Source organism: Novosphingobium sp. CF614, from assembly GCF_900113255.1.
Classification (GTDB): domain Bacteria; phylum Pseudomonadota; class Alphaproteobacteria; order Sphingomonadales; family Sphingomonadaceae; genus Novosphingobium.
The window spans coordinates 63,541-85,270 of sequence record NZ_FOOR01000015.1; the positions used below are offsets into that span (position 1 = coordinate 63,541).

Sequence of the window (21,730 nt, forward strand, 5' to 3'; positions counted from 1 at the left end):
CATGAACCTGACCCCCCGCGAGAAGGACAAGCTGATGCTCTCGCTCGCCGCCATGGTGGCCCGCCGCCGGCTCGATCGCCGGGTCAAGCTCAACTACCCGGAAGCGATCGCGCTGATTTCCGATTTCGTCCTGGAAGGCGCGCGCGACGGCCGTTCGGTGGCCGAACTGATGGAAGCCGGCGCGCATGTAATCACGCGCGAACAGGTCATGCCCGGTGTCGCCGAGATGATCCTGGACGTGCAGGTGGAGGCAACTTTTCCCGATGGCACCAAGCTGGTGAGCGTCCATGACCCCATCCGATAGCGCCCCCGCTACCGAGTCCGTCATTCCCGGCGAGCTGCTTCCGGCACCCGGCGAACATGAACTCAACGCCGGCCAGCCCGTCACCGTCATCAAGGTCGCCAACAGCGGCGATCGTCCGGTGCAGGTGGGCAGCCACTACCATTTTGCCGAGGCCAACGACGGATTGCTGTTCGACCGCGCGGCCGCGCTCGGCCAGCGACTCGACATCCCGGCCGGCACGGCGGTTCGTTTCGAGCCGGGTCAGTCGCGCGAAGTCTCGCTTGTTCCGCTTCGCGGCAAACGGCATGTCTTCGGCTTCCAGGGCAAGGTCATGGGCCCGATCGACCGGAGCGCGGACTGATGCCCTATCGCATGTCCCGCTCCGCTTACGCCGATATGTTCGGTCCCACCACCGGCGACCGCCTGCGGCTGGGCGATACCAACCTGATCGTCGAGATCGAGCGCGACGCGACCATCCTGGGCGAGGAAGTCAAGTTCGGCGGCGGCAAGGTGATCCGTGACGGCATGGGCCAGAGCCAGCTCGCCAACGCGCAAGGGGCGGCCGATACCGTCATCACCAATGCCGTGATCCTTGACTGGACCGGCATCCACAAGGCCGACATCGCGATCAGGGCCGGGCGCATCGCCGCGATCGGCAAGGCCGGCAATCCCGACATCCAGCCCGGCGTCGACATCGTCATCGGCCCCGGCACCGAAGTGATCGCCGGCGAAGGCAGGATCGTCACCGCCGGCGGCATCGATGCCCACATCCATTACATCTGCCCGCAGCAGGTGGAAGAAGCGCTGGCAAGCGGCATCACGACTTTCGTCGGCGGGGGCACCGGCCCCGCGACCGGCACCAACGCGACCACCTGCACCCCCGGGCCCTGGCACATCAAGCGCATGCTGCTCGCCGCCGAGGGGCTGCCGGTCAATCTCGCCATCTCGGGCAAGGGCAACGCCAGCCACCCGGCCGCGCTGGAGGAAATGGTGCGCGCCGGGGCCGCGGCGCTCAAACTGCACGAGGACTGGGGCACCACGCCCGCCGCCATCGACTGCTGCCTGACGGTGGCGGACAGGATGGACGTGCAAGTGATGATCCATACCGACACGCTCAACGAGAGCGGCTTCGTCGAGGATACGATTCGCGCCTTCAAGGGCCGCACCATCCACGCCTTCCACACCGAAGGCGCCGGCGGCGGGCACGCGCCCGACATTCTCAAGCTGGCGGGCCATGCCAACGTGATCCCATCGTCGACCAATCCGACGATGCCCTTCACCATCAACACCATCGAGGAACACCTCGACATGCTGATGGTGTGCCACCACCTTGATCCCGCGATACCGGAGGACCTGGCCTTCGCCGAAAGCCGTATCCGCAAGGAGACCATCGCCGCCGAGGACATCCTCCACGACATGGGCGCGCTTTCAATCATCTCCTCGGACAGCCAGGCCATGGGCCGGGTGGGCGAAGTCATCACCCGGACCTGGCAGACCGCGCACAAGATGAAGGCACAGCGCGGCACCCTGCCCGGAGACAGCGCGCGGGCCGACAACCAGCGGGTCAAGCGCTACATCGCCAAGTACACCGTCAACCCGGCGATCGCGCAGGGCATGGCGCATGAGATCGGCTCGGTGGAAGTGGGCAAGCTGGCCGATCTCGTGCTGTGGAATCCGGCGTTCTTCGGGGCCAAGCCCGATCTCGTCCTCAAGGGCGGGATGATCGTGTGCGCCATGATGGGCGATCCGGGCGCCTCCATTCCCACCCCGCAGCCGGTCCATTCACGGCCGATGTTCGGGCAGTTCGGCAAGGCGATGGCGGCAAGCTGCATCACTTTCGTCAGCCGTGCGGCATGCGAGGCGGGCATTGCCGGCGAGCTCGGCCTGTCGCGCATGGTGCTGCCGGTCGAGGGCACGCGCGGCATCGGCAAGGCCCAGATGAAGCACAACGACGCCCTGCCCGACATCCGCGTCGACCCGGAGACCTACGAAGTCCACGCCGACGGCGAACTGCTCGCCTGCGAACCCGCGACCGAGCTGCCGCTGGCGCAGCGCTACTTTCTGTATTGAGGAGCCCATGCGCAGGATCATCGCCATAGAGCCGCCGACGAACGACGCAGCCGGGGATGTCGTGCGCCTCGACTTCGATCAGCGCAACCGCCGCCGCATGGTGTTCACCACGCTGGCGGGGCAGGCGATCCTGCTCGACATGTCGCGGCCGGTGCACTTGCGCGACGGTGACGGCCTGCGCCTGGACAATGGCGGCCTGGTGCGGGTCGAGGCGCAAGCCGAAGCCCTGCTCGATATCCACGCCCATTCCAGTGCCGAGCTCGTGCGCATTGCCTGGCACCTGGGCAACCGCCACTTGCCGACGCAGCTCCTGCCCGGCGAGCACGGCGGCACGCTGCGTATCCGCCATGACCATGTGATCGCCGAAATGGTCGAGGGACTGGGCGGCCACTGCCACCCGCTGCTGGCCGCCTTCGATCCCGAAGGCGGCGCCTATGCCGGGGGTGGACACGGACATCGGCACGGAGACGGGCATGGGCACGGTTACCACGCCCATGGCTGACGCCGAACTGTTCGACCTCCTGAGCTGGATGTCGCCGGCCTGGCCGATCGGTGCCTTCGCCCATTCCGGCGGGCTGGAATGGGCGGTGGAGGCAGGCCACGTCACCGATCGCGAGAGCACTTGCGAATGGATCTGCGCGCTGATCGAGCATGGCGCGATCCGCAACGACATCGTCCTGTTCACACACGCCTGGCGGGCGGCCAAGGCAGGCGACGCACGGCGGCTGGAAGAAATCGCGGAACTCGCGCTCGCCAGCCAGGCCGGCCATGAGCGTCGCCTGGAAAGCACCGCCCAGGGCGCCGCTTTCATCCGGATCGCCCGATCGGCATCGGGCGTCGCGGGGTTTGGCCGGATGATCGAAGCGTCGGGGCAATCCGAACCCGCCTATCCGGTCGTCGCGGCCACGCTCTTCGCCTGCCGCGACATCGATTTCACGCGCGCGCTGACGGCCTGGCTTCACGGAGCCGTTTCCAACCTCGTCTCGGCGGCGCAGCGGCTGGTGCCGCTTGGCCAGACCGATGGACAGCTCGTTCTGCGCGATTGCCGCCCGGTCGTGCTCTGCGCGGTGGAAGACGCGCGCGCCTTGCCGAGCGGCGATCCGTTCGAGGCCCTCGGCGGCTGCACGCTCGTCGCCGACCTTGGCTGCATGGCTCACGAAACCCAGTACACAAGGCTGTTCCGGACATGAACGACATGGGTAATCCACCGCCGGCATCCGCTCTTCCGGTATCCGGCGCTCTCCCGGTATCCGGCCCCCTCCGCGTCGGCATCGGCGGGCCGGTCGGCTCCGGCAAGACCGCGCTGATGGACGCGCTGTGCAAGCGCCTGCGCGAAATTTATCAGATCGCCGCGATCACCAACGACATCTACACGCGCGAGGACGCCGAATTCCTCACGCGCGCCGGATCGCTCGAACCCGAGCGGATCATCGGCGTCGAGACCGGCGGCTGCCCCCATACCGCGATCCGCGAGGATGCCTCGATGAACCTCGCCGCGGTCGAGGTGCTGGAACAGCGCTTTCCCGGCCTGGACCTGATCCTGATCGAAAGCGGCGGCGACAATCTGGCCGCCACGTTCAGCCCGGAACTGGCAGACATCACCATCTACGTCATCGACGTTTCCGCCGGGGACAAGATCCCGCGCAAGGGCGGCCCCGGCATCACCCGCAGCGACCTGCTCGTCATCAACAAGATCGACCTCGCCCCGCTCGTCGGCGCCAGCCTTGAGGTGATGGACCGCGATGCCGGCAAGATGCGGGGCCAGCGCCCCTTCGTCTTCGCCAACATCCGCGCGGGCAAGGGGCTGGAGGAGATCGCCGGTTTCATCATCAGCACGGGCGGCCTGCCCGGAAGGATCGCAGCATGAAGCGCTTGACCACACCCCTGCCCGCCCTCGCCATGGCCGTCCTATGCGGACTGGTCCCCGAAACCGCCATGGCCCATCCCGGCCACGTCGCCGCCGGGTTCGCCGCCGGCCTGCTCCATCCGCTGATGGGCGCGGACCACCTTGCCGCGATGCTGCTGGTCGGGCTCGGCGCGGCGATCTTCGTCAAGCGCGGCGGCTGGATGCTGCCGGCAACCTTCCTGGCGACGCTCGCGCTGGGCTTCGCGACCTGCACCTGGCTGCCGGATATTGTCGCGGAAGGGGGAATTCTCGTCTCGCTGGTGACGCTGGGGCTGGCGGCGGCGCTGCGAATCGATGCGCCGGCGCCTCTCGCGATGCTGGCGATTGGCGCTTTCGGCTATGCGCACGGGGCAAGCCATGGCATCGAAACACCTCAAGGCGCGATACCGGTATTCTTTGCCGCGGGTTTTCTCGCCACGAGCGCGGTGCTCCATCTTGGCGGCTACGCGCTCTCGCGGGTCCTGCCGGTGCCGGCACTGCGCCTGATCGGTGCGGGAGGCGCGGGTCTCGGCCTCGTCCTTGCGGGGCTTTCATGATGGAGCGAAGGCGGATTGACGAAAGCGGGACCTGATCCGGGCCGGGTGGAGGCAGCGTCGGATGTCGCGATCAAGCGCCAGGTGATCGTCGGCACCCGCCGTCGCTACAATCAGTGGGTCAACAACCAGACGCTCGAAGACTACGCCCTGCGCTTCACCGCGACAAAGGCACGTGTCTGGTCGCCGATGTGGGTGGCGAACACCGCGCTCGGTTCGATCGCCTTCCTCGCCTGCGAGGCGCTGGGCGCCACCGTGACGATCGGGTACGGCTTCGAAAGCATGGCCTGGGCGCTGGGCGTGGCGGCCGCGATCTTCCTGATCTCCGGCATTCCCATCTGCTATTACGGCGCACGCTACGGCGTCGACATGGACTTGCTGACGCGGGGATCGGGCTTCGGCTATCTCGGCTCGACGATCACGTCGGCCGTCTACGCTTCGTTCACTTTCATTCTTTTCTCGATCGAGGCGGTGATCCTTTCCGCGGCGCTGGAGTTGAGCTTCGGCATTCCCTTGCCGATCGGCCACCTTATCAGCGCGATGGTGGTGATCCCGATCGTCGCCTACGGCTTCCGCCGGATCAGCCAGTGGCAGAACTGGACGCAGCCGCTGTGGCTGGCGCTGCAAGTCACCCCGGTCCTGTTCCTGGCCGCCCAGGGCCCGCATGGCCTCGCGCTGTGGACCGGCTTTCATGGAACCGAGGAAACCCGGCCCCTGGCAAGCTTCGCCGTCGCGCTCGCCGTGTTCCTGTCGCTCCTGCCCCAGATCGGCGAACAGGTGGATTACCTGCGCTTCCTTCCCGAACGGGAGAAGATCGGCAGGCTGCGCTGGTGGTCGGCACTGCTGGCGACCGGGCCCGGATGGATCGTGATCGGTGCCGTCAAGATCGCGCTGGGCTCGTTCCTCGCCGTCGTCGCCCTGTCGAGGGGGATGGGCGCCGCCGATGCGGCGAACCCGGCGATGCTGTACTTCATGTCCTTCGGTGGGCTGGTCTCCAACGGGACCGGAGCGATCGTCCTGACCATCGTCTTCGTCGCGCTGTGCCAGATCAAGATCAACGTCACCAACGCCTATGCCGGCTCCATCGCGTCCTCGAACTTCTTTTCGCGCCTGACCCACCGCCATCCTGGCCGCGTGGTCTGGCTGGTGTTCAACACCCTGATCGCCCTGATGCTGATGCAGGGCGGCATCCAGACCGTGGTCGAGCGGGTGCTGACGCTCTATTCCAACTTCGCGGTCGCCTGGTTCGGCGCGGTCATCGCCGATCTCATGATAAACAAGCCGCTCGGCCTCAGCCCGCCGGGGATCGAGTTCCGCCGCGCCTACCTGCATGACCTCAATCCGGTCGGGGTGGGCGCCATGGCGCTTTCGATCCTGTGTTCCACGCTGTGCTTCGCGGGCATCTTCGGGGAAGTGCCGCGGATGCTCTCGCCGGTGATCGGGCTCACCGTATCCTTCACGCTGGCCCCGGTCATCGCCAGGCTGACCGGAGGGCGATATTATCTCGCTCGCCGGCAGGACAGCTTCGCCCAGGCCGAATGCACCTGCAAGGTCTGCGAAAACCGTTTCGAGGCACCGGACATGGCCGTTTGCCCGGTCTATGACGGTGCCATCTGCTCGCTGTGCTGCACGCTGGAAGCGCGTTGCCACGATGCCTGCAAGGAACGGCCGCAATCGATCGAGAGCGTGATCTCGGTCGCCAGGCGCTATCTGCCGTCGCCGCTGACCGACGAAGTCTATGCGCGCGTGCTGCGTTTCCTGCTGGCTTACTGCGTGTGCATCGGGATAGGCGGCCTGCTGCTGCTGCTGATCTTCTATCAGCGCACCGTCGCGGGCGACGACGCGCGTGCCCTGGCAAGCGTGCTGCGGACCGTGTTCGTCGGCTTCACCGCGATCGCCGGCTTCGGCGCCTGGTACTTCACGCTTTCGCGTGAGAGCCAGCGCGCCGCCGAACAGGAAACCGAGCGCCAGACCGTTTCGCTCATGAAGGAAATCGCCGCCCACGCGCGAACCGACGCCGAGCTCCAGCGCGCCAAGAACGCGGCCGAGGCGGCGAACCTTGCCAAGAGCCGCTATATCATCGGCATCAGCCACGAGATCCGCACCCCCCTCAACGCGATTTCAGGCTATGCCCAGCTTCTGGAGCGGTCCAACGGCACGCCGTTGGCCGACGCGGTGCGCGTGATCCGCCGCAGTTCCACGCATCTGGCCGATCTGGTCGACGGCCTCGTCGATGTCTCGCGGATCGAGAACGGATCGGTGCGCATCGCCCGCGAGCGGGTCAATCTTACCGAACTGCTGACCCAGATCGTCGACATGTTCCGGATCCAGGCGGCGGCGCGCGGCATCCAGTTCAAGCATGGCCGCCCGGGCCACCTGCCGATCTGGATATATACCGACCAGAAGCGCCTCCGGCAGATCCTCATCAACCTGATCTCCAACGCGATCAAGTACACCCCGGCGGGCACTGCCGCGCTCAACGTCTACTGGCGCAACCCGGTCGCCGAATTCGAAGTGCAGGATACCGGTGTCGGCATCGACGAGGCCGCGCTCGAGCGGATCTTCGAGCCTTTCGAACGGATCGGCACGGTACGCGGCCAGAAGGGCGTGGGGCTCGGCCTTACCATCACCCGCATGCTGGTGGACGTCATGGGCGGCCAGCTCACGGTTCGCAGCACGCCGGGCCTGGGCAGCACGTTCACCGTCAAGATGTTCTTTTCCGAGGCCCCGGCGCCCGAAGACGGCCTTGCCACGCCGTCGGCGCAATCCTCCTTTGCCGGCCAGCGCCGGCGGCTACTGGTGGTCGATGACGATCCCACGCATCTGGAACTCACCCGCGACCTGCTGGTGCCCCTCGGCTTCGAAGTCGAATTCGCCGACAACGGACGCACCGCCATCGAGACGTTCCTGCGCAGCCGGCCGGACCTTGTCATCATGGACATCGCCATGCCGGCGATGGACGGCTGGGAAGCTGCACGGGCGATCCGCGCCATCGACGGGGATTCGGTTCCGATCCTGATGGTTTCGGCCAATGTCCATGATTTCCAGCGGCCGCGCCGCGATGACGATCCCCACGACGACTGTCTTGCCAAGCCTTACGACATCGAGGTGCTGCTCGATCGCATCGGCGTGCTGCTCGATCTCGATCCCTCCCATCCGGCGGGAGCGGCCGAATGACGGCAACCATCCTGATCGTGGACGATGACGCCGACACCCGCGCCATGCTCGCGACTTTCGTGCTCTCGCTGGGAAGCACGCCGATGCTCGCGCCCGGCGGTGCCGAGGCGCTCGCCTCTCTGGACGTGGCCGTGCCCGACTTGATCCTGCTCGACGCGGTCATGCCGGGACTGGACGGTTTCGATACCTGCCGCCGTCTGAAGGCCGATCCCCGGGCCGGCGCGGTGCCGGTGATCTTCATGACCGGACTGAGCGATACCGGTCACGTCGTCATGGGCCTGGAAGCCGGCGGCGTCGACTATGTAACCAAGCCGCTCGTGCTGGACGAGCTGAGCGCCCGCATCCGCGTTCATCTGGGCAATGCGCGCAAGGCGCGAAGCGCGCTGACGGGGCTTGAAAGCGTGGGCGCCCGGCTGTTCGCCTGCGATGCGCAAGGCGAGATCGTATGGACAACCCCACAGGCGCAGGACCTGCTCCGCACGATGTCGCGGGCGAGCGGGGAGGAACTGCGCTCCCGCCTTCTCGCCAGTCCCTCGAATTCCGCCGACCATGCCGTGACCCTGGGACCAGCCGGCGACCGCTACGTGTTGACGCACCTGGGGCAGGCTGGGGAGCAGGAAGCCCTCTTCAAGATCGCGCCATCGAGCGAAGGGCGCGAGGCGGAGATCCTGCGCCGCCACTTCGGCCTGACCCCGCGCGAGGCCGATGTCCTGCTGTGGATCGCCCGCGGCAAGTCCAACAGGGACATGAGCGATATCCTCAACATCAGCGCGCGCACGGTGAACAAGCACCTGGAGCAGATCTTCATCAAGATCGGCGTCGAAAACCGCGCGTCCGCCGCCGCCGTCGCGACCCGGGCGCTGTTTTCGCCTTGATCGGAACCAAGGCGCGACCCGGTCGTCAGCCCGCTTTAACCAGCGTGACCTGGGCGACATCGATGCCGCCGCCCAGGAAGCCGCCTTCGCAATACATCAGGTAAAAGCGCCAGAGCCGCACGAAGCGTTCATCGAAGCCTGGCGGCAGGCGGCCTTCCTCCACCGCCCGGTCGAAATTGCGGCGCCAGTCGCGCAAGGTGCGCGCGTAGTCCCGGCCGAAACCGCGGCGATTTTCCCAGGCCAGTCCACGCTCGCCGGCAAGGCGGCGGAACTCGCTTTCCTTGATGAGCATGCCGCCGGGGAAAATGTAAGTCTGGATGAAATCGGCACTGCCTGCATAAGCCTCGAACAGTTCGTCGCGCATCGCGATGTACTGGATCGCCGCCCTGCCGCCGGGCTTCAGATTGCGGGCCACGCAGTCCATGAAATCGGGCCAGAACCGGCGCCCCACCGCCTCCACCATCTCGACCGAGACAACGGCATCGTAGATGCCGGCAACATCCCGGTAGTCCTGCTTGCGAAAGTCGACGCTGCCGTGCCCGGGCTTCCAGCGCTCGCGGGCGAAGCCGAGCTGTTCATCGGAGAGGCTGATGGCATCGACATGGGCGCATGCCTGCTCGGCAAGGAAGGCGGCGAGCGTGCCCCAGCCGCAGCCGATTTCGAGAACTCTGGCGCCAGGCTCCAGCCCCAGTCGCCCGGCTATCGCCCTGACTTTGGCCGACTGCGCCGCGTCCAGTTCGGTAACGAACTGGTTCAGCGCGTTCGGCCCGTCGCTCTCTTCGCCATAGAGCGCGCTGGAGTAGATCATCGTCTCGCCCAGCCACTGTCCGTAGAAGTCGTTGCCGAGATCGTAATGCGCATGGATGTTGCGCAGCGATCCCGAGCGGGTGTTGCGATTCAGCCAGTGGAGGATGCGGGAGACCAGCCGCCACGGCCCGTGCGCGCGGCCGGCGCTGCCCAGCGGCACGGCATTGTCCATGAACAGGGCAAACAACGGCACCGGATCGGGACTGTCCCATTCCCTGGCTTCCCAGGCCTGATACCAGCCGACCGAGCCCGCCGTTGCCAGCCGCAGCAGCGCGCGCCAGCTCCGGATCTCGACCACCGCGTCGAAACCCGGCCTGCGACCGCCCAGCAGGCATGTCCGGCCACCGGGAAGCGTGGCAAGGATCGAGCCGCGATCAAGGCCGCGATCGATCCGATCGAGAACCCGGTCGACGCCGCCGGACCACAGGCGCGCCAACCATTGCGACCAGACGCCGATCGCGCGGCCGCCCGTAACGAGTTGCTCACCTCGCCCTGGCACTTGCATGTTCATGGCATGCGATATGGACTCGAACTTCGCCTCGGACAATTACCCAGATTGCCTCCGGGCAATGCTTTTCGTGTTCAGTCCATGAGGCCATGCGCGGCGTGCTTGTCCTCGACGGTCCAGGTCTGGCCCTTGGCGAGCAACTTGCCGAGATCGGCCGTCTTGCCCGCGATCAGCCTGGCGCGTTCCTCGACGACGGCGCTCTCGAAAGTCGGGCGCGGATCGTCATAGATCACGCCCAGCGCCATCGGGAACGGGCCGAACGGCATTTCCACCAGCATATGCGCAAGGCCCCGGTTCCTGACATTGTGAACCGCGACGCCGGCCGCCTGCCAGTTCCCGTCGACGACGTCGACGACCTTGAGCGTCAGGGCATCGCAGTCCAGCGCCAGGCCCTTCGTCCCCTTCGCGAACAGCAGCGGCTCGCCGTCCCTGCACCATAGCTGGGTATCGGCCGCGACCGGCTTTGCCGTGAAGTCGTCGAAGCGGTCCTTGTTGTAGACGATGCAGTTCTGGAAGATCTCGATGAAGGCCGCGCCCTGGTGCTCGTAGGCGGCCTTGAGCACTTCGGGCAGGTCCTTCGAGACATCATAGCCGCGCGCCACGAAGCGCGCACCCGAACCCAGCGCAAAGGCGCAGGGCAGCGCCGGGCGGTCGACCGAACCGATCGGCGATGTCGGCGAATTGGTGCCGGTGCGGCTGGTCGGCGAGTACTGACCCTTGGTGAGGCCGTAGATCTCGTTGTTGAACAGCATGATCTGGCAGTTCAGGTTACGGCGCAGCACGTGCATCGTGTGATTGCCGCCGATCGACATGCCGTCGCCGTCACCCGTCACCAGCCAGACGTCGAGTTCCGGGTTCGCCAGCTTGATGCCGGTGGCGAAAGCGGGCGCACGGCCGTGGATGGTGTGGAAGCCGTAGCTTTCGACATAGTACGGGAAACGGCTGGAGCAGCCGATGCCGGAGACGAACACGGTGTTCTTCGGGTCCGCGCCGATCATCGGCAGCGTGCGCTGCACGGCCTTGAGGATCGCGTAGTCGCCGCAGCCGGGGCACCAACGCACTTCCTGGTCCGATTCCCAGTCCTTGAGCGTGGTGGTGATGGGGGTCATGTCGTTCATTTCAATCAAATCCCCTTTGCCCGTTCCTTCCGGGCGAAGTCGAGAATCCTCGTCGTCCCAGAGCAAGTCCGGGACGACGGGCACCGAGGGCGGCACCGTGCCATATCACCCCAGCATTCCTTCGATCGCCGCTTCGATCTCGGCGATGGTGAAGGGCTGGCCGCTCGTCTTGGTGAGCGGCCTGGCATCCACCAGGAACTGGTCGCGCAGCACGGTCTTGAACTGGCCGGTGTTCATTTCGGGCACCAGCACCTTGTCGAAACCCTTCAGCAGTTCGCCCATGTTGGCGGGCATCGGCCAGACGTGGCGGACGTGGATGTGCGAAACGTCGCGGCCCTTGCGGCGGGCACGGCGCACGGCTTGGTGGATCGGGCCGTAGGTAGAGCCCCAGCCGACCACGGCAAGCTTGCCGGTCTGGTTGCCAAGGCAGACCTCCTGCGCCGGAATCGCCTTGGCGACGCCATCGACCTTGGCCTTGCGGGCGTCGGTCTGGGCCTGGTGTACTTGCGGTGAGTAGTCGATGTCGCCGGTGTCGATGCCTTTCTCGATCCCGCCGATACGGTGCATCAGGCCGGGGGTGCCGGGCTTGATCCAGGGGCGCACGCCAAGCGAGTCTCGCTTGAAGGGCAGCACCTTGCCGCCGGGATTATTGGTTTCCTCGAGGAAACTTTTCGGGAACGGCGCGTAGGCGGCCGGATCGGGCACCTTCCACGGTTCGGAGGCATTGCCGATATAGCCATCGGTCAGCAGCATGACCGGGGTCATGAACTGCACGGCGATGCGGCAGGCCTCGATCGCGCACTCGAAGGCGTCGCCGGGCGAGCAGGCGGCGATCACCGGCAGCGGCGCATCGCCGTTGCGGCCGTAGATCGCCTGATAGAGATCCGACTGTTCGGTCTTGGTCGGCAGGCCGGTGGAGGGGCCGCCGCGCTGCGAATTGACGATCACCAGCGGCAGCTCGGTCATGATCGCCAGGCCCATCGCCTCGCCCTTGAGCGCGATACCCGGGCCCGAGGACGACGTAACGCCGAGCTGGCCGGCATAGCTGGCGCCGATCGCCGCGCAGATCGCCGCGATCTCGTCTTCCGCCTGGAACGTGGTGACGCCGAATTCCTTCATCTTCACCAGGTTGTGAAGGATCGCCGAAGCCGGCGTGATCGGATAGCCGCCGAAGAACATCGGCAGATCGGCCAGCTGCGCGCCGGCGACGAGACCGAGCGAGACCGCTTCCGCGCCGGTGATCGTGCGATAGAGGCCTGGCGCCGAAGGCACCGGATCGACGTGCAGCTTCCTGAGCGGTCCCGCCAGCTCGGCCGTCTCGCCGTAGGCGTGACCGGCATTGAGCGCTGCGATATTGGCATCGGCCAGCACTTTGTTTTTCGCGAACTTGGCATTGAGCCAATCGATCAGCGGCTGGCGATCACGGTCGAACATCCACAGGGCAAGGCCCAGCGTCCACATGTTCTTGCACCGCAGTGCCTCCTTGTTGCCAAGGCCGAAGGGCTTGACCGCCTCAAGCGTCAGCGCCGAGATGTCGAAGGCGAGCACGTCCCACTTGGCGAGGCTGCCGTCTTCGAGCGGATTGGTCTCGTACTTCGCCTTTTCGAGGTTGCGCTTGTTGAATTCACCGGTGTCGGCGATCACCAGGCCGCCGGGCTTGAGTGCCGGGACATTGGTCTTGAGCGCCGCCGGGTTCATCGCCACCAGCACGTCGGGCGCGTCGCCAGCGGTCGTGATCTCGCTCGAACCGAAGTTGATCTGGAACGCCGAAACGCCGAACAGCGTGCCCTGCGGTGCGCGAATCTCGGCCGGAAAGTCCGGGAAGGTGGCCAGATCGTTGCCGGCAAGCGCGGTCGACAAAGTGAACTGGCCGCCGGTGAGCTGCATGCCATCGCCCGAGTCGCCGGCGAAGCGCACGACGACCGCTTCGGGAGAGGCATCGTGCGCGGAAGCCTCGATTTCGTGTTCGGCTGTGATAGTCGCCATTGTAATCCTCTTCGGCAAGCCGCCGGAACTGCTGTGTTATCGGGCCTCTGAGCGCCCCCCGTCCGCGAAGCAACTTAGAAAATCTCTCAGGGCCACAAACCTGTCATTCGCCTTGAGTACGATAAAACCGGCTAGTCAAGAGCAAGGCCATGGGCCATTCTCGCCATCATGCGCTGCGCATCGGTCATCTGCTCGCGGAAAATCCGGCCTTTGCGCTTCCCCCTAGATTTAGGAACGCTCTCCGCAGATGAAAGACGTCTCGACCCTGCCTTATCGTCCTTGCGTGGGAATCATGCTGGTGAATCCCCACGGAAAAGTCTTCGTCGGCAAGCGAATCGACAACCGCGAGGGCGATTGGTGGCAGATGCCGCAGGGCGGGATCGACGAAGGCGAGGATCTCAGGGCGGCCGCCCACCGCGAACTCTGGGAGGAAACCGGGGTCGCGCGCGAACAGGTCACGTTCCTTTCCCAGACCCGCGAGGAATTGCTCTATGACCTGCCGGAGGAACTGGTGGGCAAGCTGTGGAAGGGCAAGTACCGCGGCCAGCGCCAGCACTGGTTCCTGGGCCGCTTCGAAGGAACCGATACCGACATAGACCTCAACGCCCACCGCCCGCCCGAATTCAGCGAGTGGAAGTGGGTGGAGGCCGAACTGCTGCCCGACCTCATCGTCCCCTTCAAGAAGCGCGTCTATCGGGCGGTGCTGGAGGAATTCCGCGCGCTGATCTGAAGCGGTTGGCCAGGGCCTCGCCGCCCTGGACTGCTTCTGCGGCTTTGCCGCCTCGCAACGACGAAAGAAGAAGACCGCGCCTCGTCCAGGAGACTTGGCGTTGTCGTATTGTCAGTTCTCGCTCACCACCGGCTTGGGCGTAACCGCCTCGGCGGTGACCATGCGCTGGCTTGGCTCCTTGGCAAGCGTGGCGGCAAGCGTCTTCGCTTCCGTGCAGTCCTTGCCGCATAGCGTTTGCAGCCGGGCGAGATTGCGGTTGGCCTTCTCGGTAGCCCCTTTTTCCGCGAGTGCCATGCCTTCGCCGGCAAGCGCGCTGAGATTACGGGGGTCGGTCGTCAGCGCGACTCGATAATAGTGCAGCGCCTTGCCCTGCAACCCTTCGCGCCGGGTGGCGTCGGCCAGCGCGAGCAGTACGGTGACGCTGCCCGGCTCGACCGTCAGCGCCGCTTCATAGGCATCGACGGCCGCGTTGTAGTTCCCGCCAGCCACGGCTGCGCGCCCTTCGTTCAGCAGCGCCACCGCCCGGGGATCCAGCACCTCGGGGGCTGCGGAATAGGTAACGCTGGAAGATACGGCGGCAAGCAGGGAAAGGGCAACGGCAACGGGCGTGTAACGCATCAGCAAGTCCTTGGCCGAGGGTTTCGTCCTCATCATAAGACCAAATGCTATCACAGCCGGACGAAGCGTGCGACGAAAAACCCATCCGTCCCGTCATGATACGGAGACAATCGCAGGCCGGGCCAACGCACGGTCCCCGCCGGAAGCGCCGGCGAATGCCCACGCCAATCGGCATGGCGATCAAGAAAGCTCTCGGCCTGCCCCGCGCCTTCCTCGTCCAGCAGCGAGCAGGTGACGAAGACCAGGCGCCCGCCCGATCGGACCAGGGTTGCGGCCACGTCGAGCAACCGGCCCTGCGTCTCGACGTAGCGCGTCAGCTGGCGCTGCGTCAGCCGCCAGCGCGCTTCCGGATTGCGCCGCCAGGTCCCGGTGCCGGAACAGGGCGCATCGACCAGCACCGCATCGGCCTTCCCCGCGAAACGGGCAAGCGCCGATGCTTCCCGGCCCGGGTCCAGCAATACGGTCTCGATTCCTGCCGCCCCGGCCCGCTCGGCCCGCGGCGCAAGGCGTGCAAGGCGGGCGCGGTCCGTATCGCAAGCGACCAGTACGCCCTGGTTGCCCATCGCCGCGGCCAGCGCCAGCGTCTTGCCGCCGGCCCCGGCGCACAAGTCGATCACCGTCTCGCCGGGCAAAGCGGCCACGGCCTCGCAGGTGAGCTGCGAGCCGGTGTCCTGCACCTCGATCGCGCCGGACAAGTAGGCCTCGGTCCGCTCGATCGGCGTTTCGGGCGGATAGCGCCAGCCGTTGGCCGCGACGGTGCGCTCCCCGCCCTCGGGCAGCGCGAGGCGCCCTGCCCTCAGCGTGTTGACGCGGATATCGAGCGGAGCGCGGGCCAGCAGCGTGGCGGCTTCGTCCAGGCCGACGCCGCTGGCCGCCAGCCTCTCCATCAGCCATGCCGGCGCGACACCGCCGGTCGCGACGGGTTCGTCGGCAGCGATCGGCGCGGGGGCGTGGCGCGAACCGTCGAACAGCGCGGCGATCCGCGCATCCAGCAAGGCCACGCGCAGCATCGCCGCCCGGCCGCTTTCAGGCACTTCCCCGCAGGCACGGATCGCGCCATAGGCCAGATCACGCACCGCGCGCCGGTCTCCGCTGCCGGCAAAGCGGCGCGAGCGAAACCAGTCGGCGATCAGCCGGTCCGCTGGAGCCCCGTTGGCCCGCACCGCCTCGATGACGAGATCGAGCACCTCGATCGCGGCCTGGACGCGCGCGGCGGGAGTCAATGCCTGCCCCGGGCGCGCCTGTCCCTACCCCGCCGGTCCCTACCGCGTCGGATAGTTCGGCGCCTCGCGCGTGATGGTGACGTCATGGACATGGCTCTCTCGCAGGCCCGCGTTGGTGATGCGGATGAACCGCGAATTCTTGCGCAGATCTTCGATGCTCGGCGAACCGGTGTAGCCCATCGCCGCCTTGATGCCGCCGACGAGCTGGTGAATCACGTCCCTCGCGGGCCCCTTGAAGGCCACCTGCCCCTCGATGCCTTCCGGCACCAGCTTCATCTGGTCCTTGATGTCGCCCTGGAAATAGCGGTCCGCCGAACCGCGCCCCATCGCGCCGACCGAACCCATGCCGCGATACGACTTGTAGGCGCGGCCCTGGTAGAGGAACGTGTCACCCGGAGCTTCCTCGGTGCCGGCCAACATCGAGCCGATCATGATCGTCGAGGCACCGGCTGCCAGCGCCTTGGCGGCATCGCCTGAAGTGCGCAGGCCGCCGTCGGCGATGATCGGCACGCCGGACTTGTCGGCTTCCTCCGCGGCTTCCATGATCGCGGTGAGCTGCGGCACGCCGACGCCGGCGACAATGCGCGTGGTGCAGATCGAACCCGGCCCGATGCCCACTTTCACGCAGTCCGCGCCCGCGTCGATCAGCGCGCGCGCCGCCTCGGCGGTGGCGATATTGCCGGCGATGACCTGCGCCGCGTTGGAAAGCTTCTTGACGCGCTCGACGGCGATGGCCACGTCCCTGTTGTGGCCGTGCGCGGTATCGATCACCACCACGTCGCACTCGGCGGCAAGCAGCGCCTCTGTGCGCTCGAAGCCCTTGTCGCCCACGGTCGTGGCGGCAGCTACGCGCAGGCGGCCGGCACTGTCCTTGGTGGCATCGGGATACGTCACCGCCTTCTCGATGTCTTTGACGGTAATCAGGCCGACGCAGCGGAACGAATCGTCGACCACCAGCAGCTTCTCGATTCGGCGCTGGTGAAGCAGCCGCCGCGCCTCTTCCTGGCCGACCCCGACCGTCACCGTGGCAAGGTCCTCATGCGTCATCAGTTCCCGCACCGGCTGCGCGGGATTGTCGGCGAAACGCACGTCGCGATTGGTCAGGATGCCGACCAGCCTGCCCGAACCCTCCACCACGGGAATGCCGCTGATCCGGTTGGCCAGCATCAGCGTGCGCGCCTCGCCCAGCGTGGCGTCGGGCGCAATGGTGATGGGATTGACCACCATGCCGCTTTCATAACGCTTTACCGCGCGCACCGCCGCGCACTGTTCCTCGATCGTGAGATTGCGGTGGAGCACGCCGATCCCGCCCATCTGCGCCATGACGATCGCCATGTCGGCCTCCGTCACGGTATCCATGGCCGAGGAGATGACCGGGATGTTGAGCCCGATCGCGCGCGTCAGTCTGGTGCGGGTGTCTGCTTGGGTGGGCACGATGTCGGACTTCGCCGGACGCAGCAGAACGTCGTCGAAAGTAAGTCCGAGCTGGATTTCCATGGGTGCCACCAATGCCTTTGCGGGGAGAATCGTGGCGGCCCATGTAACCAAGCCGAGAGGATTGGGCTAGGGGGGAGTTGATCGGCGGCAAGGAGGGCCCGGCAACGCCGGCCAAGCCACGCCGGAGCGCATTGCAGCGCCATCCGTGCGAAACCGTGCATGGCACGGCCAAACTGTCAAATCCAGCGACACTACGCGCGGTTTGCCGTGCGGATGGTCAACGCCGGGCGGATGCCGGGCCGGAATGTGCGGATCGTAACCCCGGAAAGCGAGAACCGCGAATTTCCCTTGCGTGCACAATGAAAAGGGGGCGGCAGGTTTGCCTGCCGCCCCCTATCCGTTTAGCTCGTCTCAGCGGAATTAGCTGTTCGTGGCACCGAGGGTCGACGAGGTCTTCGAGAAGGTCGAGGTCAGCTGCGAACCCATGCCCTGCATGGCGGCGATCGCGGCGACGGCGATCAGAGCGGCGATGAGGCCGTATTCAATGGCGGTGGCGCCTTCTTCGTTGCGGCGCAGCTTGGCGAGAAACTTCATGACGTGTCTCCTGAAAAATGCAGTCTTGTGTGTACCCGATCCTCACCGCCGCAGTATCCTGCTGCGTTTTGGACCCTTTGTTGACTACGTGATAAATGTTGAGAAAGGCTTAAGTGGGGAGATAGCCTAGTGTTGGCTCATTGCGTTCGACGATTTGGTTGAAACATCTTCCCACATCGATATCGTTTGGGATGCGAGACCATCGATGGCAATAACAACGACCAGAACGATCATGGCCAGGATGACGCCGTACTCGACCGTGGATGCACCATCCTTGTTGCGCAATAGATGCGAAGGGCTTCGAGACTTTGGCATGGCCACCTTGCAGTTCGCCCAGGTAGGATCTGAAATCCCACCATCGTGTTAAATTCTATTTAATGGGGAGGCATAAGCTGGAAGAATTTCTGACACCCCTGCTCGTCGTTGCCGTCGCGCTGGTTGGTCCTGACGGATTCATTCTCATGCAGCAGCGGGATTTCTCGGCCGTGCACGGGGGTCTATGGGAATTTCCGGGGGGAAAGCTCGATCCCGGCGAAGCACCGGAATTCGCAGCAGCGCGAGAGCTGGCGGAAGAACTGGGCCTGCACATCGATCCGCGTGCGCTGGATCCGGTCGGCTTCGCCAGCGGCCACACCGCACCCGCCAGCGAAGGCGGCACGGAGCCGCGACGGCCGCTCGTCATCCTGCTCTATGCCTGCCGTGCCTGGCAAGGCACGCCGCACCCGCACGAGGCCGAAGCCATCGCCTGGTGTGCGCCGGACACAATCGGCCAACTGGCGATGCCACCCCTCGACTATCCGCTCGCCGAAGCACTGTGCCGGTATCTCGGCGAACATTCCTTGCCGGCCGGCGATAATAGGCGTTGACCGGACTCGAATCCCTTTCTATTGGCGCACCTCCAACGCGCCCGTAGCTCAGCTGGATAGAGCATCAGACTACGAATCTGAGGGTCGGACGTTCGAATCGTTCCGGGCGCGCCATTTCTTCCTGAGAAAAACAGCAAGTAGCGGCACCTAGCGATAGGTCCTCTACTTGGCTGTGCGCGCTATATAGCGCAGCGTTCGAATTCATCGGTGACGGCATCAACGATGCTTCGACGATCTATGCCGCCGACGTCGGCCTTCCCATACCGCGCCGATTGTTACCGGACTAGCCGCGGCGCTTGTCGTGCCGTTCTCGCCCCGGACGGAGTGGCCTGGCGCTACTTGCCCTCGAAGCCGCGATGGTTGGTGCCGCCGCGTTGTGGGTGACCGCGTATCTCGCGCGCATCGAACCGCGTAAACGGTTCGGGCTTCGCGGCGCCGGCTCGCGTGATCGGGCTAAGTAACAATCCGCATAGGGAAGAACGCGCCGCCGGGCCATCAAGGTCGACAGGACAGCGCCGCCCGTGGCGGGGCATCGAGGCTTCATCGACGGAGGGCCGCCGGGCCTCTCGCGCGGAGAAAAGGACATTACGATGACCTATGCAACCATCAATCCCTATACCGGCGAGGTCTTGCAGACTTTCGCGGACGCGACCGATGATGCCGTCTCGCGTGCGATCGAGAATGCGGATCGCGCTTTCCAGTCCTGGCGCCAAAGTTCGTTTGCGCAGCGCGCGGCGGTGATGCGCGGCGCCGCCGCCATCCTGCGCAGGGACGCGGAAAGCTATGCCCGGCTGCTGACGCTGGAGATGGGCAAGCTGCTGGCCGAAGCGAGGGGAGAGGTGGAACTGTCCGCCGCGATCTTCGATTATTATGCCGACAATGCCGAGCGCCTGCTCGCACCGGAAGCGCTTCCCGTTGCCGATCCCGCCGAGGGCGAAGCGACGCTGGTCCACGAACCGCTCGGCGTCCTGCTCGCGATCGAGCCCTGGAATTTCCCTTACTATCAGATCGCCAGGATCATCGCGCCGCAGCTTTCCGCCGGCAACACCATGCTGCTGAAACACGCCGCCAACGTGCCGCAGAGCGCCGCCGCCTTCGAAGGGCTGATGCGCGAGGCGGGACTTCCCGAGGGCGGGTTCCAGAACCTCTATGCCACCCGCGAACAGATCGAGCGGATCATCAGCGATCCGCGCGTCCGCGGCGTCGCGCTGACCGGGTCCGAAGCCGCCGGGGCCGTGGTGGCCGCGCAGGCCGGCAAGGCCCTCAAGAAATCGACGATGGAACTGGGCGGCGCCGACGCCTTCGTGGTGCTCGCCGACGCCGATCTTGAAAAGACCGTGAAATGGGCGGTGTTCGGCCGGCACTGGAATGGCGGCCAGGTCTGCGTCTCGTCCAAGCGCATGATCGTCGTCGACGCGGTCTATGACGATTTCATCGAACGCTATGCCAAGGGCGTTGCCGGGCTTCGCATGGGCGACCCGTTCGATCCCGAAACCACGCTTGCGCCGCTGTCGTCGCAAAAGGCGGCCGACGATCTCAAGGACATGATCTCCCGCGCCGTCGAGCATGGCGCCACCGCCACTCCGGTCGGCCCCGACGCTCCCAACCAGGGTGCCTTTGTCCAGCCGACCATCCTCGCCGATATCGGCGAGGACAATCCTGCCCGCTACTGGGAATTTTTCGGTCCGGTATCGATGCTGTTCCGGGCGAAGGACGAGGACGACGCGGTGCGGATCGCCAATGATTCGCCGTTCGGGCTCGGCGGATCGGTGTTCACTTCGGATACGAAGCACGGCGCCGAAGTCGCGCGGAGGATCTCGACCGGCATGGTGTTCGTGAACCATCCGACGATGGTCAAGGCGGACCTTCCTTTCGGCGGCATCCGCCGCTCGGGCTATGGTCGCGAGTTGCTCGGGCTCGGCATCAAGGAATTCGTCAATCACAAGCTCATCGATATCGTCGACATCGACGCGCCCTTCTGACGAGCGATCGGAACGGCCATCCCGATCTTGCGGGTTCCGTGTCGAGCAGCCGACCGCCTGCCTAGAGCCCGTTTGGGAAAGCGGGCCGATGCCGCAAAGTGGACCCTGCCATACTCCTTCGGCTCGTGGGACTGGCGTTTCCCGTGCAGACTTGGCCGCGCAAGCCAGAAATAACGCAAACCAGGCGAGAAGTGGTCGTTTGATGGGGCCATTCGCTCTCCCATGGTTCAGGGATCAAGTGAAGAATCGCGGGCCATGGGATTACAAGCAGTATGACAGACGGTTCCAGAATTTTGGAAATTACAATTACGGCTACACTGGTGCCGCAGCGGGCATCGATCGAGGCCTGCTCTTGCGACAAGCTGGTCGGGCCCAAGTGCAGGCCGGTACCTCCCGACCCGGTTGGGGCGATCCAGGTTTAGGAGGCATTGTGGGCTGAGAAGCTCCATATGGTGACGATCCCAACGACCAATATTGGATAAATCGAGGCTTTGATGACTTCTACGGCGGGTGTTAGACTGATTGCGGTAGCGTTGCTCGGTTGTTCTCTGCCAGCCTGTAACGTCCTTTCGGAATGTGAAAACTCCGTGATTTCACAGACAACTAATCCTTCAGGTGATCGCACGGCTGTTGCCTTTGCACGATCGTGTGGTGCAACTACTAGTGACACCTTTCAAGTATCAGTCGGAGACGGGCCCAATTACACCACTAACGATAAGGGCAATATTGTCATTATCGAGAATCCTACGCGCAATGGAAGGCGGGATGCACTTGCCTGGAAAGGCGACCGGACGCTTGAGGTCACCGTGCCTGAAGGCGAGGAGACTTTTTTGAAGTTGGACAAGTACGACGATGTCCAGATAATCTACAGATAGCTTGAAGCCGCGAAATGCGCATTTCGCGCATTTCCAAACAGCCTCTTAGCTCGACTTTGTACGTTTTTGATCAGGTCCATGTCCAGAAAATGCCATTGTTTGCGATGTGGTTGAGGGCCTGATCGATGGGTAGGATGCATCC

The 21,730-nt window shown here is 65.3% G+C and carries 21 protein-coding genes and 1 tRNA gene; 14 read left to right on the forward strand and 8 right to left on the reverse strand.

Annotated elements, in window-relative coordinates:
• The first annotated feature begins 1 nt into the window (after position 1).
• The 9 genes from BM052_RS14640 to BM052_RS14680 are packed head-to-tail and all read left to right on the forward strand — an operon-like array spanning position 2 to position 8,844.
• The gene (locus BM052_RS14640; RefSeq protein ID WP_091148087.1) at positions 2-304 is read left to right on the forward strand and encodes an urease subunit gamma; all 303 of its coding nucleotides are present in this window, start codon (positions 2-4) and stop codon (positions 302-304) included.
• Positions 288-644 (forward strand): urease subunit beta, encoded by a 357-nt coding sequence (locus tag BM052_RS14645; RefSeq protein ID WP_091148088.1) that lies wholly within the window; start codon positions 288-290, stop codon positions 642-644. The genes BM052_RS14640 and BM052_RS14645 overlap by 17 nt, the downstream gene beginning before the upstream one ends.
• Positions 644-2,353: an urease subunit alpha gene (ureC, locus tag BM052_RS14650; protein ID WP_091148089.1), complete on the forward strand. Its 1,710-nt coding sequence runs from the start codon at positions 644-646 to the stop codon at positions 2,351-2,353. The genes BM052_RS14645 and ureC overlap by 1 nt, the downstream gene beginning before the upstream one ends.
• Before the next feature lie 7 nt (positions 2,354-2,360).
• Positions 2,361-2,855, forward strand: coding sequence for an urease accessory protein UreE (locus BM052_RS14655; protein WP_091148091.1), 495 nt, complete (start codon positions 2,361-2,363; stop codon positions 2,853-2,855).
• Positions 2,827-3,543, forward strand: coding sequence for an urease accessory protein UreF (locus BM052_RS14660; RefSeq protein WP_255406169.1), 717 nt, complete (start codon positions 2,827-2,829; stop codon positions 3,541-3,543). Before BM052_RS14655 ends, BM052_RS14660 begins: the two co-directional genes overlap by 29 nt.
• Before the next feature lie 5 nt (positions 3,544-3,548).
• Positions 3,549-4,220, forward strand: coding sequence for an urease accessory protein UreG (gene ureG / locus BM052_RS14665; protein WP_091148119.1), 672 nt, complete (start codon positions 3,549-3,551; stop codon positions 4,218-4,220).
• Entirely contained in the window at positions 4,217-4,795 is a 579-nt protein-coding gene (locus BM052_RS14670) for a HupE/UreJ family protein (protein WP_091148093.1), read from the forward strand. The genes ureG and BM052_RS14670 overlap by 4 nt, the downstream gene beginning before the upstream one ends.
• A 15-nt stretch (positions 4,796-4,810) precedes the next feature.
• Positions 4,811-7,969, forward strand: coding sequence for a hybrid sensor histidine kinase/response regulator (locus tag BM052_RS14675; RefSeq protein ID WP_255406170.1), 3,159 nt, complete (start codon positions 4,811-4,813; stop codon positions 7,967-7,969).
• Entirely contained in the window at positions 7,966-8,844 is an 879-nt protein-coding gene (locus tag BM052_RS14680; RefSeq protein WP_091148095.1) for a response regulator, read from the forward strand. The genes BM052_RS14675 and BM052_RS14680 overlap by 4 nt, the downstream gene beginning before the upstream one ends.
• A gap of 25 nt (positions 8,845-8,869) precedes the next feature.
• On the opposite strand, the gene BM052_RS14685 is transcribed toward BM052_RS14680, so the two are convergent.
• The 3 genes from BM052_RS14685 to BM052_RS14695 all read right to left on the reverse strand — a co-directional run bounded on the left by BM052_RS14685 (position 8,870) and on the right by BM052_RS14695 (position 13,263).
• On the reverse strand, positions 8,870-10,162 hold the full coding sequence (locus BM052_RS14685) for an SAM-dependent methyltransferase (protein WP_091148120.1): 1,293 nt from the start codon (positions 10,160-10,162) through the stop codon (positions 8,870-8,872).
• 71 nt (positions 10,163-10,233) lie between these two features.
• On the reverse strand, positions 10,234-11,277 hold the full coding sequence (locus BM052_RS14690) for a 2-oxoacid:ferredoxin oxidoreductase subunit beta (RefSeq protein WP_091148096.1): 1,044 nt from the start codon (positions 11,275-11,277) through the stop codon (positions 10,234-10,236).
• A 105-nt stretch (positions 11,278-11,382) separates the two neighbouring features.
• Entirely contained in the window at positions 11,383-13,263 is a 1,881-nt protein-coding gene (locus BM052_RS14695) for a 2-oxoacid:acceptor oxidoreductase subunit alpha (protein WP_091148099.1), read from the reverse strand.
• Positions 13,264-13,510: 247 nt separating this feature from the next.
• On the opposite strand from BM052_RS14695, the gene BM052_RS14700 reads away from it, so the two are divergent.
• Positions 13,511-13,993 carry an RNA pyrophosphohydrolase gene (locus tag BM052_RS14700; protein ID WP_091148101.1) on the forward strand — a complete coding sequence of 161 codons (483 nt, stop codon included), beginning with the start codon at positions 13,511-13,513 and terminating at the stop codon, positions 13,991-13,993.
• Positions 13,994-14,104: 111 nt separating this feature from the next.
• Here the strand turns inward: BM052_RS14700 and BM052_RS14705 are convergent, their stop codons facing one another.
• The 5 genes from BM052_RS14705 to BM052_RS14725 all read right to left on the reverse strand — a co-directional run bounded on the left by BM052_RS14705 (position 14,105) and on the right by BM052_RS14725 (position 18,180).
• The gene (locus BM052_RS14705) at positions 14,105-14,647 is read right to left on the reverse strand and encodes a tetratricopeptide repeat protein (RefSeq protein ID WP_091148103.1); all 543 of its coding nucleotides are present in this window, start codon (positions 14,645-14,647) and stop codon (positions 14,105-14,107) included.
• Positions 14,648-14,661: 14 nt separating this feature from the next.
• Entirely contained in the window at positions 14,662-15,834 is a 1,173-nt protein-coding gene (locus tag BM052_RS14710) for an RsmB/NOP family class I SAM-dependent RNA methyltransferase (protein ID WP_091148104.1), read from the reverse strand.
• Between the two features lie 39 nt (positions 15,835-15,873).
• Positions 15,874-17,331 carry an IMP dehydrogenase gene (gene guaB / locus BM052_RS14715; RefSeq protein WP_091148106.1) on the reverse strand — a complete coding sequence of 486 codons (1,458 nt, stop codon included), beginning with the start codon at positions 17,329-17,331 and terminating at the stop codon, positions 15,874-15,876.
• Positions 17,332-17,691: 360 nt separating this feature from the next.
• On the reverse strand, positions 17,692-17,865 hold the full coding sequence (locus BM052_RS14720) for a Flp family type IVb pilin (protein WP_091148107.1): 174 nt from the start codon (positions 17,863-17,865) through the stop codon (positions 17,692-17,694).
• A 126-nt stretch (positions 17,866-17,991) separates the two neighbouring features.
• The gene (locus tag BM052_RS14725) at positions 17,992-18,180 is read right to left on the reverse strand and encodes a Flp family type IVb pilin (protein WP_091148109.1); all 189 of its coding nucleotides are present in this window, start codon (positions 18,178-18,180) and stop codon (positions 17,992-17,994) included.
• A 146-nt stretch (positions 18,181-18,326) separates the two neighbouring features.
• Here BM052_RS14725 and BM052_RS14730 point away from each other — a divergent pair, with 146 nt between their 5' ends.
• The 4 genes from BM052_RS14730 to BM052_RS20455 all read left to right on the forward strand — a co-directional run bounded on the left by BM052_RS14730 (position 18,327) and on the right by BM052_RS20455 (position 21,152).
• The gene (locus tag BM052_RS14730; RefSeq protein ID WP_255406171.1) at positions 18,327-18,731 is read left to right on the forward strand and encodes an NUDIX domain-containing protein; all 405 of its coding nucleotides are present in this window, start codon (positions 18,327-18,329) and stop codon (positions 18,729-18,731) included.
• Positions 18,732-18,768: 37 nt separating this feature from the next.
• A tRNA-Arg gene (locus BM052_RS14735) sits at positions 18,769-18,845 on the forward strand.
• A 476-nt stretch (positions 18,846-19,321) separates the two neighbouring features.
• Entirely contained in the window at positions 19,322-20,713 is a 1,392-nt protein-coding gene (locus BM052_RS14740; RefSeq protein WP_091148110.1) for an NAD-dependent succinate-semialdehyde dehydrogenase, read from the forward strand.
• A gap of 202 nt (positions 20,714-20,915) precedes the next feature.
• A complete protein-coding gene (locus BM052_RS20455; protein WP_369821544.1) occupies positions 20,916-21,152 on the forward strand; it encodes a polymorphic toxin type 44 domain-containing protein in 237 nt (78 codons plus the stop codon).
• Positions 21,153-21,730: the final 578 nt, after the last annotated feature.